This is a genomic window from Nocardiopsis sp. MG754419 (assembly GCF_018207095.1).
GTDB lineage: Bacteria > Actinomycetota > Actinomycetes > Streptosporangiales > Streptosporangiaceae > Nocardiopsis.
On sequence record NZ_QOCZ01000002.1, the window covers coordinates 1 to 16349 of the forward strand.

The 16349-nt window shown below is 70.8% G+C and carries 14 protein-coding genes; 11 read left to right on the forward strand and 3 right to left on the reverse strand.

The window, feature by feature from the left end:
* A partial coding sequence (locus tag DSY14_RS00495) for an MFS transporter (RefSeq protein ID WP_211714389.1) occupies nt 1–545 on the reverse strand: 545 nt, incomplete at its 3' end.
* Nucleotides 546–744: 199 nt separating this feature from the next.
* On the opposite strand from DSY14_RS00495, the gene malQ reads away from it, so the two are divergent.
* Nucleotides 745–2790 (forward strand): 4-alpha-glucanotransferase, encoded by a 2046-nt coding sequence (gene malQ / locus DSY14_RS00500; RefSeq protein ID WP_211714390.1) that lies wholly within the window; start codon nt 745–747, stop codon nt 2788–2790.
* Nucleotides 2791–3168: 378 nt separating this feature from the next.
* Here the strand turns inward: malQ and pepN are convergent, their stop codons facing one another.
* Entirely contained in the window at nt 3169–5712 is a 2544-nt protein-coding gene (gene pepN, locus DSY14_RS00505) for an aminopeptidase N (protein ID WP_211714391.1), read from the reverse strand.
* Between the two features lie 219 nt (nt 5713–5931).
* Between pepN and DSY14_RS00510 the strand changes: the two genes are divergently transcribed.
* From DSY14_RS00510 to DSY14_RS00555, 10 genes are all read left to right on the forward strand, one after another.
* Entirely contained in the window at nt 5932–6564 is a 633-nt protein-coding gene (locus DSY14_RS00510) for a DsbA family protein (protein WP_211714392.1), read from the forward strand.
* Between the two features lie 17 nt (nt 6565–6581).
* Nucleotides 6582–6737, forward strand: a complete 156-nt coding sequence (locus DSY14_RS00515; protein WP_211714393.1) for a hypothetical protein — start codon at nt 6582–6584, stop codon at nt 6735–6737.
* Nucleotides 6738–6910: 173 nt separating this feature from the next.
* Entirely contained in the window at nt 6911–8332 is a 1422-nt protein-coding gene (locus DSY14_RS00520; RefSeq protein WP_211714394.1) for an aldehyde dehydrogenase family protein, read from the forward strand.
* Between the two features lie 168 nt (nt 8333–8500).
* Nucleotides 8501–8647, forward strand: coding sequence for a hypothetical protein (locus DSY14_RS00525; protein WP_211714395.1), 147 nt, complete (start codon nt 8501–8503; stop codon nt 8645–8647).
* 111 nt (nt 8648–8758) lie between these two features.
* Nucleotides 8759–9226, forward strand: coding sequence for a ribose-5-phosphate isomerase (locus DSY14_RS00530; RefSeq protein WP_211714396.1), 468 nt, complete (start codon nt 8759–8761; stop codon nt 9224–9226).
* A gap of 511 nt (nt 9227–9737) precedes the next feature.
* Nucleotides 9738–10841, forward strand: coding sequence for a PP2C family protein-serine/threonine phosphatase (locus DSY14_RS00535; RefSeq protein ID WP_211714397.1), 1104 nt, complete (start codon nt 9738–9740; stop codon nt 10839–10841).
* Between the two features lie 249 nt (nt 10842–11090).
* On the forward strand, nt 11091–12431 hold the full coding sequence (gene mgtE / locus DSY14_RS00540; protein ID WP_211714398.1) for a magnesium transporter: 1341 nt from the start codon (nt 11091–11093) through the stop codon (nt 12429–12431).
* Between the two features lie 156 nt (nt 12432–12587).
* A complete protein-coding gene (locus DSY14_RS00545) occupies nt 12588–12788 on the forward strand; it encodes an antitoxin (RefSeq protein WP_211714399.1) in 201 nt (66 codons plus the stop codon).
* Between the two features lie 53 nt (nt 12789–12841).
* Nucleotides 12842–13717, forward strand: coding sequence for a M23 family metallopeptidase (locus tag DSY14_RS00550; RefSeq protein WP_211714400.1), 876 nt, complete (start codon nt 12842–12844; stop codon nt 13715–13717).
* Nucleotides 13718–13759: 42 nt separating this feature from the next.
* Nucleotides 13760–14410 carry a (2Fe-2S) ferredoxin domain-containing protein gene (locus tag DSY14_RS00555; protein ID WP_211714401.1) on the forward strand — a complete coding sequence of 217 codons (651 nt, stop codon included), beginning with the start codon at nt 13760–13762 and terminating at the stop codon, nt 14408–14410.
* Nucleotides 14411–14444: 34 nt separating this feature from the next.
* Here DSY14_RS00555 and DSY14_RS00560 read toward each other — a convergent pair whose 3' ends face one another.
* Complete coding sequence (locus DSY14_RS00560) at nt 14445–16307, reverse strand: ABC transporter ATP-binding protein (protein ID WP_211714402.1); 1863 nt, start codon at nt 16305–16307, stop codon at nt 14445–14447.
* Between the last annotated feature and the right edge of the window lie 42 nt (nt 16308–16349).

A 16349-nucleotide genomic window follows, 5' to 3' on the forward strand; every position in this document is an offset into this window, starting at 1 on the left:
GCCCCCAGGAGCCCCAGCACCCCCAACATCAACAGGGCGTACCTGGGTCCGGCCAAGGCCACGACACCGGCGGTCAGGATCGGGGAGAAGACGAACAGCAGTTCCTGGGTGGTGGCCTCGGCGGCGTAGATGGCCTGCCGTGCCGGCCCGTGCGTCAACCGCGGCCACAGGGCGCGCACGATCTGGTTGGCCGGGGTGCCGAACAGCCCGGTGCCCAGGGCCAACGGCACGGACAGCCACCACAGCGACGCCGGCAGCAGGGCCAGGGCCGACAACCCGATGGTGAACACCACGCCGCACACCAGCACCAGACGGTCGCTGCCGCCCCGGTCCGCCATCCGTCCGCGCAGGGGTCCGACCAGGGCCATCCCCAAGGTGAACGCGCCCGCGACCAGGCCGGCGAAGGTGTAGGAACCGGTCCACCCCTGCACCAGGAAGGTGACCGCGATCATCAGCCCCGGCGTGTAGAAGCGCGCGGTCAGCGACCACACCAGCAGGGACATGACGTGGGGCACGGCGAAGAGCCGCCGGTAGTTCGCGAGCACGCCCTCGATTATGCATTCGGTGCGGTCGGGCCGCGACGGAATATCCAGAACGTACGACCACGGCCGCTTTTCGTGCCGAAACGTCCTCGCCGCGACCGGGGTGCGCGGGGGCCGATCGGACAGACCCGCGCGACGATTCGACCCCACGCCGAGGTCACCTCCCGTGTACGCGCGCCCGGGTGGGGCATGATCGGTGTCTGTGAGGGACGTTCAGCTGGCCCGGGTGGCCGAGCAGTACGGGATCGCGACCACGTACGAGGACTGGCGGGGACGACGGGTGCCCGTCGGCCTCGACACGATCCGCCATGTCCTGGCGGCGCTGGGGGTGGATCCGTCCGACCCCGAGCCCGGCCCGAGGCGGGGTCCGCTGCCGCCGGCCGTGGTGGTTCGTGAGGGCAAGGCGCCGGACCTGGCGCTGCCCCGCGGCTCCCACAGCACGGTGGAGACGGCCGATGGCGCCCTGCTGCCCTTCGACCCCGGCCTGCCGCTGGGCGTGCACACCCTGCGGGTCACCGAGAACGGCGACGAACACGTCGCCCCGCTGCTCGTGGTCCCCGACCGGATCGAACCCACGGCGCTGCGCGAGCACCACCGTCTGTGGGGCCTGATGACGCAGGTGTACAGCGTGCGATCGCGCGCCTCCTGGGGCACCGGAGACCTGCGCGACCTCGCCGAACTCGCGGACTGGAGCGCCCGCGACCTGGGCGCCGAGTTCACCCTGATCAACCCGGTCCACGCCACCGAACCCGTGGCCCCGGTCGAACCCTCGCCCTACCTGCCGGTGAGCCGGCGCTACGCGAGCCCGCTCTACGTCAGGATCGAGGACGTGCCCGAGTACGCACGGCTCGATCCCGCCCAACGCGAGACCATCCAGCGCCTGGCCCGGCCCCTGCGCGAGCGCGGACGCACCGCCGACCTGCTCGACCGTGATGCCGTTTGGGAGGCCAAGAGGGCCGCCCTGGAGGTGCTCTTCCAGGTGGCGCGCGCCCCGGGCCGTGAGATGGCCCTGCGCCGGTACCTGGAGAGCGAGGGACAGCCGCTGGTCGAGTTCGCCACCTGGTCCGCCCTGGCCGAGGAGTACGGCCCCGACCACCGCACCTGGCCCGCGCACCTGCGCGACGTCGATGCGCTCGCGGTGGGCCAGGAGGCGCTCCGGCGCTGGCCCCGGGTGGAGTTCCACCGCTGGCTCCAGTGGATCCTCGACGAACAGCTCGCCCACGCCCAGGAGGGCGCCCGCAACGGCGGGATGAACGTGGGGATCGTCCACGACCTGGCCATCGGCGTCCAGGCGGGCGGCGCCGACGCGTGGATGTACCGGGACGCGCTGGTGCAGGGCCTGCACGTGGGGGCGCCACCGGACGAGTTCAACCGGCGCGGGCAGGACTGGGGACAGCCGCCGTGGCATCCCACCGTGCTGGCCCGCCAGGGCTACGGTCCGCTCCACCAGATCCTGACGCACAGCCTGCGTCACGCGGGCGGACTACGGATGGACCACGTCATGGGCCTGTTCCGCCTGTGGTGCGTCCCCGAAGGCGCCTCCGCCGACCAGGGCACCTACCTCCGATACGACCACGAGGGCATGGTGGGCGTCCTGGCCCTGGCTGCGCGCAGGGCGGACGCCGTCATCATCGGCGAGGACCTGGGCACCGTGGAACCGTGGGTGCGCGAGCACCTGTCCGACCGTGGTGTCCTCGGCACCTCCGTGCTGTGGTTCGAGAACGACCGGGAGGGTCGACCGCGCACGCCCGACCAGTGGCGCACCGACTGCCTGGCCACCGTGGCCACCCACGACCTGCCGCCGGTGGCGTCGTTCCTGTCCGCCGAACACGTGGAGCTGCGCGACCGTCTGGGGCTGCTCGACCGGCCCGTCGACGAGGAACGGGCGGACTCCGAACATCGTGTGGGTCTGTGGCGCGATGTGCTCGTGGAACTGGGCTTCCTCGACGTCGACGTGGACCCGGTGACGGATCCGGCGGCGGTCGTGGCCGCCATGCACGCCTACCTGGAGGCCACGCCCTCCCGCATGCTGGGGGTGGCGCTCGCCGACGTGGTGGGGGAGCGGCGCATGCAGAACCAACCGGGCACCAGCACCGAGTACCCCAACTGGAGGATCCCGCTCACCAGCAGCGAGGGTGAACCGGTCCTGGTGGACGAACTGCTGGCCGACCCGCGCATGGTCGGGCGGATCCGCCGGTCCCTGGGCCCTCTGGCCGGCCCCGGGCGGGGCTTCGGACGCGGACTCTAGGAGAGTTCGTTCCGGGGCCGCGCCGCGCTTCGGCCCACGTCCGCGTGCTCCCGGAGCGTCGGGAACGTTCGACGGCTCCTCGGGCGCAGATAAGCGCTGTCCGCCGGGGCGCGAACGCACCACCCGCCCCGGGCGTGGGGAGCCGCGCCTGTACAGCACACCGCCCGTGGTCCGGGGCGCAGGCACGTGGGCCGGACGATCCGGAACCGATCCGGGGTCGCCCCGACGACGGAACGCTCGGCCGGGACGACCCGACCGAGCGTTCCGCTACGCTCTCGGCGCACTCGGCATCACGTGCTTCGAGGACCGTGGGAACGCGCCGTCACGAGGCAACGGAGGATCCGAGGCGGTCGCCGGGGCTGTGTGCCGCGCTCGCCATCAGCCCTTCTGACCGGCGGCGATGTCCGTGGCGCGGGCGCGCAGGGCGCGCTCCACCCCGGCCCGTCCCTCGATCAGCAGGCGGCGCAGCGCGGGCGCCGGGGCGTGCTCGGCGATGTAGGCGTCCGTGCGCTCCAGCGTCGCCCGCTCGACCAGGTGGCTCGGGTAGGCGGCCTCGGCGAAGGTCTGCGCGAACTCACCGGTCCACTGGTCCCAGGCCGGGGCCAGCTGCTCGAAGTACCGGTCCAGGAAGTGCCGGTACAGCTCGGACTGCAGCGGGTCGGTGAAGCCCAACAGCACCGCGCGGAACTCGGCGTTGGCCAGGTCACCACCGATGATGCGCGCCCAGGCGGCCTCCTTGGCCTCCGTGGTGGGGACCGCGGCCCGGGCACCGGCGGCGTTGCGCTGCCCGGCGGCGGTGGGGTCGGCCTTCAGCTCGGCGGCGATCTCGGCCTCACCCGCCTCACCGGCGGCGACCAGCCGGTGCAGCAGGGTCCAGCGCAGGTCGGTGTCGACGGTCAGACCGTCCACGGTGAGCGCGCCGTCCAGCAGCCCGCGCAGCAGGGACAGATCGGCCTCGGTGACGGCCACCGACGCGAGGGCGTTGACGTAGGCCAGCTGCAGGTCGCTACCGGGCTCGGCGGTGGACAGCAGCTCACGCAGGCGGGAGCCCAGCTTCTCGAAGCCGATCGGGCGCCAGGCCGGGTCGGCGTAGTTGACGATGGCGCCGGCGGCCTGACGCAGCAGGGTCTGGGCGACCATCACGTCGTCGACGCCGCTGATCCCCGAGATCACCAGTTCCACGTAGTCGCGGGCGGCCATCTCGCCGTCGCGCGTCATGTCCCAGGCGGAACCGAAGGCCAGGGCGCGCGGCAGGGACGCGCGGATCTCGCCCACACCCTCCACGACGGTGCGCAGGGAGCGCTCGTCGAGACGGATCTTGGTGAAGGTCAGGTCGTCGTCGTTGATGAGCACCAGGTCGGGGCGGGCCCTGCCCACGAGTTCGGCCACCTCGGTGCGCGCGCCGCTGACGTCCAGTTCCACGCGGTCGCGGCGCACGACGCCTTCGGCGGTGCGGTCGTACAGGCCCACGGCCAGACGGTGCGAGCGCAGAGTCGGGTGCTCGGGGGCGGCCTCCTGCAGGATCGCGAAGGAGGTGAAGTTCCCGTCGGCGTCCACCTCGAACTCCGGGCGCATGGTGTTGACGCCCGTGGTCTCCAACCACTCGCGCGACCAGTCGGACAGGTCCCGGCCGGAGGCGGCCTCCAGGTGCTTGAGGAGGTCCTTCAGTTCGGTATTGCCGAAGGCGTTCTCCTTGAAGTAGGCGCGCACGCCCGCGAAGAACGCGTCCACGCCCACGTACGCCGCGAGCTGCTTGAGCACCGAGGCGCCCTTGGCGTAGGTGATGCCGTCGAAGTTGACCTCCACCGCCTGGATGTCGACCATGTCGGCGGCGATCGGGTGCGTCGAGGGCAGCTGGTCCTGACGCAGCGCCCACGCCTTCTCGACGTTGGCGAAGGTGGTCCAGGCGTCGGTCCACTTGGTGGCGTTGGCCTGGCAGTAGACGCTGGCGTAGGTGGCGAACGACTCGTTCAGCCACAGGTCGTCCCACCAGCGCATGGTGACCAGGTCACCGAACCACATGTGCGCCATCTCGTGCAGGATGGTCTCGGCCCGGCGCTCGTAGCGGGCGTCGGTGACGCGGGACCGGAAGACGTAGTCCTCCAGGAAGGTGACCGCGCCGGCGTTCTCCATGGCCCCGGCGTTGAACTCGGGCACGAACAGCTGGTCGTACTTGCCGAACGGGTAGCGCAGGTCGAACAGGCCGTGGAAGAAGTCGAAGCCCTGCTTGGTGACCTCGAACAGAGCGTCGGAGTCCAGGTGCTCGGCCAGGGACGTACGGCAGTACAGGCCCAGCGGGATGCCGTCGTGCTCGTCGCGGACCACGTGGTAGGGGCCGGCGATGAGCGCGGTGATGTAGGTGGACATGACCGGGGTGGCCGGGAAGTGCCAGCGCACCCGCGTGTCGCCGGCCGCCTCGCGCTCCACGTCAGGGGCGCTGTTGGACACGACCTCCCAGGACGGGGGCGCGTACACGGTCAGTTCGAACGTGGCCTTGAGGTCGGGCTGGTCGAAGCACGTGAACATACGGTGCGCGTCGGCCGTCTCGAACTGGGTGTACAGGTAGACCGACTCGTCGACCGGGTCGACGAATCGGTGCAGGCCCTCGCCGGTGCGCATGTAGGCGGCGTCGGCGACCACGGTCAGCTCGTTGTCTGCGGCCACGTCGGGCAGGGTGAGCCGTTCGCCGTCGAACAACGCGGCGACGTCGAGCTCCACGCCGTTCAGGGTGGCGCTGCGCATCGTGGGCGCGGCCAGCTCGATGAAGGTCCGGGTGCCCGGCTCGGAGGAGGAGAAACGCACCGCGGTGGTGGACCGGAAGGTCTCGTCCCCGGTGGTCAGGTCCAGCTCCACGGCGTAGGAGTCGACGCTGAGGATCCGCGCCCGCTCCCGGGCCTCGTCCCGTGTGAGGTTCCCTGCCACGCAAAGCTCCCTTCGCGGCCGCCGTCATCGCCGGCCGGAGTTCGTTGCCGACCACGGCGGGCCCGCCGACCAGCGGATGATCCGGGGGCGGGCCACGTCGGGCCGAAGGTCGTCTATCGGCTTCGATCCTGCCACGCGCGCGCGTGGAATGCGCAACCGATGCGCGTGGTTGGGGACCTACGCGGCGAAGTTTTCGACCCATCGGACGAGGAGCACCTGATGACGCAGACCCCCGAGCACCCGGGCGACGGTATCGCCTGGGCCGACATGTGGTTCGACCCGGCGTGTCCTTGGGCCTGGATCACCTCCCGCTGGCTCTTGGAGGTGGAGAAGGTGCGGCCGGTGCGGGTGCGCTGGCACGTGATGAGCCTGGGCGTCCTCAACGAGGGCCGTGACCTCGACCCGGCCTACAAGGAGTCCATCGCCCGCACCTGGGGGCCGGTGCGCGTGTGCATCGCCGCCGAGCAGCGGTTCGGAGCCGAGGTGTTGGGCGCCCTGTACACGGCCCTGGGCACCCGTTTCCACGACAAGGCCGAACCCCGCACCGTCGACACGGTCCGCGCGGCCCTGACCGACGCCGACCTGCCCGTGGACCTGGCCGACGCCTTCGCCTCCACCGACTACGATGAGGCCCTGCGCGCCTCGCACGCCGAGGCCATGAAGCTGGTCGGTACGGACGTCGGCACCCCCGTCATCCAGGTCGAGGGCATCGCGTTCTTCGGCCCGGTCGTGTCCCCGATCCCGCGGGGCGAGGACGCCGGGAAGCTGTGGGACGGTGTGCGCCTGGTCGCCGGGACCGATGGGTTCTTCGAGCTCAAGCGCACCCGCACGCGCGAACCCGTCTTCGACTGATCCACCTGGAGGACCCCATGCCCGGGCCCGACGACGACCGCCGCGTCGACTTCTTCGACGACCTGGAGATCCTGCCCGACATCACGGGTGACGAGCGCTCCGAGGGGTGGGGCGACTCCGACGAGGACTCCACCGCGCGGCTGATCGCCGACCGACCCCCGCACTGGGACTGACCCCTCGGCCCGGTTCCGCCGCACCGGCGGGGCCGGGCCGACGGCGTGGGGGACCCGCACCGCTCGCGACCGGTGCCATCGGTGCCGCTCGGGGACCCGTGGAACCACGGGTCGGGGGCCGGTCGGCCCGCGCACTCTGGCCAACCCGAATCGGATTCTGCGACAGTGGGGCCATGCGATCCCTCTACATCGACGGCGCCTGGCACGACTCCACCTCCGATGAGGCCCTGGACGTGGTCAACCCGGCGACCGAGCAGGTCATCGACGCCGTTCCGGCCGGTTCCACCACCGACGTCGACGTCGCGGTCCAGGCCGCGGTCGCCGCCTTCCCCGCCTGGTCGGCTCTCACTGCGGGGCAGCGCGTCACCCACATGGCCAAGGCACTGGAGCTGTTCGACGCCCGCCTCGACGACATCGCCGCGATCCTGACGGCCGACATGGGCGCACCCGTCAAGTTCGCCACCAAGGTGCAGGCGGGGCTGCCCGCCCGGATGTTCCGCACCTACATCGACCTGGTCGAGGAGTACGGCGAGCGCTACTTCACGGGCGAGGAGGTCGGCAACTCGCTGGTGGTGCACGAACCCGTCGGTGTGGTCGGCGCCATCACCCCGTGGAACTACCCGCTGCACCAGATAGTGCTCAAGGTCGTCCCGGCGCTGCTCGCCGGGAACACCGTCGTTCTCAAGCCCAGCGAGATCGCACCGCTCAGCGCCTACGCCCTGGCCGAGGTGTTCGACGAGGCCGACCTGCCCGCCGGTGTGTTCAACCTGGTCAGCGGCGTCGGCCCGGTGGTGGGCGAGGCGATCGCCGCGCACCCGAAGGTCGACATGGTGTCCTTCACCGGTTCCACCCGCGCCGGCACCCGGGTGTCCCAGGTGGCGGCCGAGACGGTGAAGCGGGTCGCCCTGGAGTTGGGCGGCAAATCGCCCAACGTCATCCTCCCCGACGCGGACCTGCCCCTGGCGGTCAAACGCGGGGTCGCCGACGTCATGCGCAACACCGGGCAGAGTTGCAACGCGCTCACCCGCATGCTCGTGCACCGCGACTCCTACGAGGAGGCCGTGGGGTTGGCCGCGGCCGCCGCCGCCAAGCACGCGCCCGGCGACCCGACCGACGAGGGCACCCGCATGGGTCCGCTGGTGTCCGAGGCCCAACGCGAGAAGGTCCGCTCCTACGTCGATCTCGGCGTGGAGGAGGGCGCACGCCTGGTCACCGGCGGCTCCGCCCCGGTGGAAGGCCGTGACCGGGGCTTCTACGTCCAGCCGACGATCTTCGCGGACGTGCGCAACGACATGCGCATCGCTCAGGAGGAGATCTTCGGCCCGGTGCTGGCGCTCATCCCCTACGACACGGTGGAGGAGGCCGTCGCCATCGCCAACGACACCGTCTACGGCCTCAGCGCGGCCGTGTGGTCGGGTGACACCGACGAAGGACTGGCGGTGGCCCGTCGGCTGCGCGCCGGTCAGGTCGAGCTCAACGGCGGCGACCTCAACCCGCGCGCGCCCTTCGGCGGCTACAAGCGCTCCGGCAACGGTCGCGAGTGGGGACTGCCGGGCCTGGAGGAGTTCTGCGAGGTCAAGGCCGTGCAGATGTAGCACCGGTACCGGTGGGACCGTGGCCACCGGGGCGGCCCCGGTGCGCCTGTGCCCGGCGTCACCCCGCTCTATCACGGGTCCGGGGAATCCGCCCCGGTGACGCGCGCGTTGTGCGGTGTGGAAAAATTCCGACTGGTCATCCCCGGTCGACATCAAACGAGGTGTGAGTTGAGCAACAAGCCCGCGGTCTCCAAGGCAGGTCCTCTGAGCAAGGACCTCAAGTCGATCTTCGTGTACAACCTGATCGCCATCCTGTCGATGGCGGGCTTCGCCGTCCTCGGTCTGGGTGTGGCCGCCGCCGCGGCCGGGGCCTGATCCGGCCCGCCGACGAGGCGCACCGCGCCCGCATGCTTCGCCGCGTCCCTCCCGGAACGACCCGGGTGGGGCGCGGCGCTTTGTGCGCCGGGGAGGTGTCACACTGGTGACGTGCGTGTTTACCTTGGATCAGATCATGCGGGCTTCGAGCTCAAAGAACACCTCGTCTCCTGGCTGACGGAGCGCGGACACGAGGTCGTGGACGCCGGACCGGCCGTCTACGACGCGGTGGACGACTACCCGCCGTTCGTCCTGCGCGCCGCCGAGGGCGTGGCGAAGGACCCGGGCTCCCTGGGCATCGTCATCGGTGGCTCCGGCAACGGCGAGCAGATCGCCGCCAACAAGGTCGAGGGCATCCGGGCCGCCCTGGCCTGGAGCGAGCAGACCGCCACCCTGGCGCGCGAGCACAACGACGCCAACGTGCTCGGCATCGGTGGGCGGATGCACTCCCAGGAGGAGGCCACCCGCTTCGTCGAACTCTTCCTGTCGACCCCCTACAGCGACGAGGAGCGGCACACCCGCCGCATCGCCATGCTCGGTGACTACGAGCGGACCGGCGAGCTCCCCCCGCTTCCGTAACACTGCGCGGCCGTGCCCTTCCCGAACGGAGGGGCGGCGGACCCCGCCCACGGCCCTCGGGCGCACCGCGCACGAGGGCCTTCGGCGTGTCAGGGGACGGGTCCCGCGGTCACGTCGCCGCGCCGCGACGCCCCGGCGGGGGTCCCTGGCGGTTCCGTGTGCGGATGTGGCATCCTGACGCGTGACCAGGCGCGTCGCGGGCCTGTGGATGATCCGATCCCCGGGGTTTAGGCCCAGCCCAAACCCCGGATTATGGGGTAGAACGACGCCGGAGACACGTGCCAGTCCGGCACCCCAAGCGCTACAGTTCGTGCACAGCGGCGGGCCACAGCCATCCGCGGTGCAGCGGTGGCGCCTCTCGGGCTCCCACCACTCTGTCGGGTGTTCCTCCACACCATCCGGCCCGCCGACGCGACACCCGCCCCGACGCGTCCCCGGCCGCGGCGGTGCGCCGTACGACGACCAGGAGTGACCCCCGCGGGTGATGCGGGCGCGCCGAGCCAGAGGACCAATGAACTCCACACCGACCGCCAAGGCCACCCGTCTGCTGCGATCCACCACGCAGCGGCTCGTCGCGGTGCTCCGGCGCAAGGTGCTGTTCCGCTACCGGCTCGTCCTCATCACCCTGGTCGTCCTGGCCGTGGGGATCGGCGTGGGGGCCGTGTGGGGCCCCACCGGCTGGTTCCCGCCCAGTTCCACCATCCTCACCGTGCTCGCCGGTGGTCTGCTGCTCAAGCGCAAGAGTCTGGCGTTCCTGCTCGGCGTCGTCGCCGCGGTCCTGCTGTTCGTGGCGTCCATGCTCGACTTCGGCCAGGTGGGCCCGGGGCTGCTGGTCACCATCGGGGTCACCGGTGTGCTCTCCTACCTGCTGTCCGGTGTGCGCGAACGCCTCGGCGTGCAGGGGCTCAGCGGCGAGATGATGCTGTTGGACCTGCGCGACCGCCTACGCCACCAGGGCAGAATGCCCGAACTCCCGCAGGGGTGGGGGCGCACCGCCGTGCTGCGCCAGGCCGGCGGGTCCTCCTTCGGCGGCGACTTCGTGGTGTCCATCCTCCGGGAGAACCGGCTCGACATCGCCGTGGTGGACGTGTCCGGCAAGGGGGTGGACGCCGGTACCCGCGCCCTGATGCTGTCGGGTGCCTTCAGCGGACTCATCGGCGCCGTACCCGCGCGCGACTTCCTCGCCCACTGCAACGACTACCTCATGCGCAACAGCGGCGGCGAGGGGTTCGTGACCGCCGTCCACCTGAGCGTGGACACCGACACCGGCGCCTTCCAGGTCGCCTCCGCCGGACACCCGCCCGCCCTGCACTTCGACGGCGGCAGCGGAGTGTGGAGCACCACCGACGCCAAGGGCGTGGTCCTCGGCGTCATCCCCGAGCTGACCTACACCTTCGTCGAGGGAAAGCTCCGCCCTGGCGACGCCATCATGCTCTGCACCGACGGGCTCATCGAGACCCCGGGCGAGGACCTGGACGCCGGCATAGACCGTCTGCTCGGCGCCGCCGACACCTTGGTCACCCAGGGGTTCGCCACCGGGGCCGGCGAGATCGTGGACTCCCTCAGCAAGGACAAGAACGACGACTGCGCCCTCGTCGTGCTCTGGCGCACCTGACCGATCTCCGCGCCGACGCGCTCCGGGTGAGCCCAAGGGGCCGCCACCGGCGGTAGGGTCGACATGTTCCCCGACCCCGGTACGAGGTTCTTCGTACACGTCCCCGGATCGCCGTGTCCGCCCTCTCCGCCCCCGGGCGCCGACGCCGCACGGCCCACCACGCCGGCGATGCGGGGCCGGGCCTTCCCGGAATCCACCGGCCCGGCAGACGCGTGCACCGGGCCCCGGCGACGCAAGGGGGTGCTTCGCATGGACGGCGAGCGCGCTGAAGAACTCATCGATCTGGTCGAGAACAACGACCTGACCGGGATCAGGCTCTGGTTGGCCGAACACAGGCCCCACGAGATCGCGGACGAATTCGCCCGCATGTCCGGCAGTGAGGCGATCATCCCCTTCCGGCTCCTGGACAAGGACCGGGAACTGGAGGTGTTCGAGGAACTCGACTCCGGCCAGCAACAGAACATCCTCCTGGGCCTGCGCGGAACCGATTTCCACGACCTCCTCGAGGAGATGGACCCCGACGACCGTGCCCGACTCATCGGTGAGGCGCCCGCCAAGATCGCGACCCGCGCCCTGGCCGGACTGAGCCCCGCCGAACGGCGCATGACCGCCGCCCTCCTGGGATACCCGGAGGACTCGGTCGGTCGGTACATGACCCCCGAGACGGTGATCCTGCACCGGGACCTCACCGTCGGTCGCGCCCTGGAGGTGGTCCGGGCCAAGGGGGCCGACGCGGAGACCATCTACACGTTGCCGGTGGTCAGCGACGGTCGCCGACTGGTCGGCACCATCACCCTGAGCGATCTGGTGGTCAGCGACGACGACCGGCTCCTCAAGGACCTGGTGGACGTGTTCTCGCCCCGGGCGCGCGCCAGCGAGCCCGCCGAGGACGCCGCCCGACTCATGCAGGAGGCCAATCTGGTCTCCCTGCCCGTGGTGGACTCCGAGGACCGGTTCGTCGGTCTGCTCACCTTCGACGACGCCCTCGAGGTCATCGAGGCGGCCGACACCGAGGACATGGCCCGCCAGTCCGGTGCCAGTCCCATCGACGACCACTACGTGTCCGTCGGGGTGCTCCGCCTGGTGGGGGCCCGGTCCGTGTGGTTGCTCCTCCTCATCGTCGCGGCCACGCTCACCGTCAACGTCATGCAGGTGTACGAGGCCACCCTGGAGGAGGTCACGGCGCTGGCGATGTTCGTGCCGATGCTCATCGGCACCGGCGGTAACGTCGGCGCCCAGTCGGCGACGGCGATCGTGCGCGCCCTGGCCGTCGGCGAGGTGCGGGTGCGCGACCTGCCGTCGGTGATCTGGAAGGAGAGCAGGGTCGGCCTGCTCCTGGGTTTCATGCTCGCCGGGGTCGCTCTGGTCATCGGTTCCCTGCTCGTGGGCTTCCAGGTCGCCGTGGCGGTCGCGCTGTCGGTCATCGCCATCTGTACCTGGGCGGCGATCATCGGCTCCTCCATGCCGCTGCTGGCCAGGAAGGTCGGTGTCGACCCGGCGGTCGTCTCCTCCCCGATGGTCGCGACGCTCGTCGACGCCACGGGCCTGCTCATCTACTTCTCCATCGCCCGTATGGTCCTGGGGATCTGAGGGGCTCTCGCCCCCTTCTCTCGTGCGCCGTCGAGCAGGGCGGATGCGGTTCGGGCGATTCGTCTTTCAGTGGGCGTTTCCTGTGGGGTCCGCGCGGCATGAACCCCCGGTCGACCGGGTATCGCGTCAGAAGGCAACGGACCTAGGGGGGAATCCATGTCCGGTAGCGGAGAAGCGTTCGACCGGTTGAAGAAGGCCGTCGGCGACAACGCGGACAAGGTCGAAGGGGTCGTCGGCAAGGCCGCCGACGCCGCCAAGAAGGCCACCGGAGGTGCCCACGACGACAAGATCGACAAGGGGGCCGGAGCCGCCACCGACTACCTGCGCAAGCGCGCTCAGGAGAACAAGAAGTCCTGACGGCGTGGTCGGTCGGAGATCGCGGAGCGGATGGAGCGGGTCCACAATGGTGGATGCCCTCATCCGCTCCGCGTCCGTTCGCCCTCCTCCTCGCCCGCGTGCGCATGCCCCTCATGTGGGTCGCCATGGCGGCCCTCCTCGCCGGCTACCTCGGCCTGTCCTGGTGGGTGGGAGGGGCGCTGCTGGTCCTCGCGCTCGCCGTCCACCTGCGTCTGGGCACGCCGCGCTGCGCCCCGCGGGTCCTCGCGCCCCCGGTCCGCGGCCGGTGGATGGCCCTGACCAGCCCCGTGGACCACGTGCCCAGCCAGGGCACCCACGCCTACGGACAGACACACGCTCTGGGCCTGGTCGCCGAGGACGGGACGCGCCCCGACATCGCCTGGCGGCCCCTGAGCCGCCCGCCCGAGGACTTCCCCGCCTTCGACGCCCCCGTGTACGCCCCGGCCGACGGGCGCGTCGTGCGGGTCCACGACCGGCGTCGGGACCACCGCAGTCGCAACTCCTGGCCCTGGCTCCTGGGCTCGGTCCTGGAGAACACCCTGCGCGAGGTCAGGGGCCCCTCGGGTCTGCTCGGCAACCACGTGATCATCGACGTGGGCGGTGCGTACGTGCTCCTGGGTCACCTGCGCCGGGGATCGATCCTCGTGGCCCCGGGCGACCGGGTCGAGGTCGGTCGGCCGATCGCGCGCTGTGGGAACTCGGGCGCCTGCACCGAACCCCAGGTCCGGATGCAGCTCATGGACGTGCCACGGCCTCTGATCGCGGCCGGGCTGCCGTTCGTCTGGGGGAGCGGTTGGAACCGGGCCGACCCAGAGGCGGTCGGCCTTCCCGAGACCTGGCGTCCGGTGATGGTGATGGGTCCGGAGGAGGTCCCCGCCGGCCGGGGCGGCGCGAGGGAAGATTACCCTGATCAGGTAAGGCGTACCTGACCACGGGGTGGTGTACCCGACCACAGGGTGAGGTGGTGGACGATGAGCGCGGTCGAGAGCGCCCCCTGCAAGCTCACGGTCTGCCGCGGGTGTTGCTGCGGCACCAAGAAGAAGGTGCCGGGCGTCGACCACAAGGCGCAGCTGGCGAGGCTGAGCGCCATCGACGATCACGCCGCGCGCCGTGTCCCGGTCCGGACCAGTAAGTGCCTGGGCATCTGTTTCCAGGCCAACGTCGTCGTGGTCCAACCCTCCGCCGAAGGACGCGCCGCCGGTGGCCGCCCCGTCTGGCTCGGCGCGATCACCGAGGACAAGCTCCTGGACGCCGTCGACGACTGGATCTTCGAGGGCGGTCCCGGCGTGGCACCGCTGCCGGCCGTCCTGGAGGAGCACGTCACCTCCAAGGACGCCAAGAAGCCGAAGAAGCGCAAGAAGTCCGAACGTTCCAAGGCCGCGAAGAAGGAACGCAAGAAGGCCGGGAAGAAGGCGAAGAAGGCCGAGAAGAAGGCCGAGAAGAAGGCCGGAGGGGCCGACGCGGACGGCAGACCCGAGAAGCCGAAGCCCGCGAAGCCGGAGAAGGCGGGCACGTCCGAGAAGACGAAGAAGGCCGAGAAGGCGAAGAAGGGCAAGAAGTCCAAGAAGGACGAGAAGTCCAAGAAGGGCAAGAAGTCCGAGAGGCGCGGCGAGGAGAACTAGGCCGGCCCGGGCGAGGTCCCGGACCGGCCCGGTGTCAGCCGCTCTGCGAGGCGAACTGCGTTCGGTACAGCGCCGTGTACAGCCCGCCCGCGGTCAGGAGTTCGTCGTGCGAACCGCGCTCCAGGATCCGACCGTCCTCCAGCACCAGGATCTGGTCGGCCTCCCGGACGGTCGCCAACCGGTGGGCGATGACCAGCGAGGTGCGGCCCTCCAACGCCACCGCCAAGGCCTCTTGGACCGCGGCCTCGGACTCCGAGTCCAGGTGCGCGGTGGCCTCGTCGAGGATCACCACCGACGGTGCCTTCAGAAGCAGTCGCGCGATGGCCAGTCGCTGCTTCTCACCACCCGAGAGCCGGTAACCCCGGTCGCCCACCATGGTCTCCAGGCCCTGGGGGAGTCGCTCCAGCAGCGACCCCAGACGCGCCATCCGAAGTGCCTCGAACAGTTCGGCGTCGGTCGCCTCGGGGCGTGCGTAGCGCAGGTTGGCGCCCACGGTGTCGTGGAACAGCTGCGCGTCCTGGGTCACCACGCCCACCGAGGAGCGCAGGGAGTCTCCGGTCGCCTCGCGCAGGTCCAGGCCGCCGACCCGCACCCCGCCCTCGGTCGGGTCGTACAGGCGTGACACCAGGTGCGTGAGTGTGGTCTTGCCCGCACCGGAGGGTCCCACCAGAGCGACCATCCGCCCCGGCTCGGCGCGGAAGGACACCCCGCTCAGCACCTGGGTGTCCTCGCCGTCCTCCGCCTGGGGGGTGAGTTCCAGGGACGCCACCGACGACTCCGAGGCACCCGGGTAGCGGAACGACACCTGGTCGAACTCCACGCTCAGCGGGCCCTCGGGCAGGGGACGGGCGTTCGGGCTCTCCTCGATCTGCGGCTCCAGGTCCAACACCTCGAAGACACGGTCGAAGGAGACCAGCGCGGTCATGATCTCCACGTGGACGTTGGACAGGGTGGTGACCGGCCCGTACAGCCGGGCCAGCAGGGTGGTGAGCGCGACCAGGGTGCCGACCTCGAAGGCACCGTCCACCGCCAGCACACCACCGACGCCGTAGACCATCGCGATGGCCAGCGCCGTGATGGTCGCGAGCATCGTGAACAGCAGACCGCCGTACACCGACTGGCGGACCCCCAGGTCACGGACGCGGGCGGCCTTGCCGGAGAACGCGCGGTTCTCCTCGTCCGGCCGGCCGTACAGCTTCACCAGCATGGCGCCGCCGACGTTGAACCGCTCGGTCATGAGCGAGCTCATCGACGCGTTGTTGTCCATGGCCTCGCGAGAGATGTTCGCGAGCTTCCGGCCGAGCAGCTTCGCCGGGACGATGAACAGCGGCACCAGCACCAACGCGAGCAGCGTCACCTCCCACGACAGGGCCAGCATGGTGATGAGCACGGCCACCACGCTGATGAGGTTGGACACCACCGACTGCAGAACCGAGGTGATGGCCCGCTGCGCGCCGATCACGTCCGTGTTCAGCCGGCTGATGAGCGAGCCGGTCTGGGTACGGGTGAAGAAGGAGATCGACATCCGCTGCACGTGGCCGAACACCTGGGTGCGCAGGAGGTAGATGACACCCTCACCGATCCGGGAGGACAACCACCGCCCGGCCATGGTGATGACACCCTCCAGCACCGCCAGGCCGCCCGCGGCGACGGCCAGCCACACCACCACCGAGGTGTCTCCGGGGATGATGCCCTGGTCGATGATGGCCCGCAGCAGCAGGGGGTTGGCCACCACGACACCGGCGCCGATCGAGGTCACCAGCAGGAACAGCAGAATGGACCGCCAGTGCGGCCGCGCGTAGGACAGGATGCGTCGGATGATCCCCGGGGGCAGCCGTTGGCCCCGGGCGCTCCCGTCGTTGACGAGTGCCCTGTAGGAGGGCCTCCCTGACATCATCGGCAGCCTCGTTTCGTACATCGGTTCGCCACGCATGGGTCA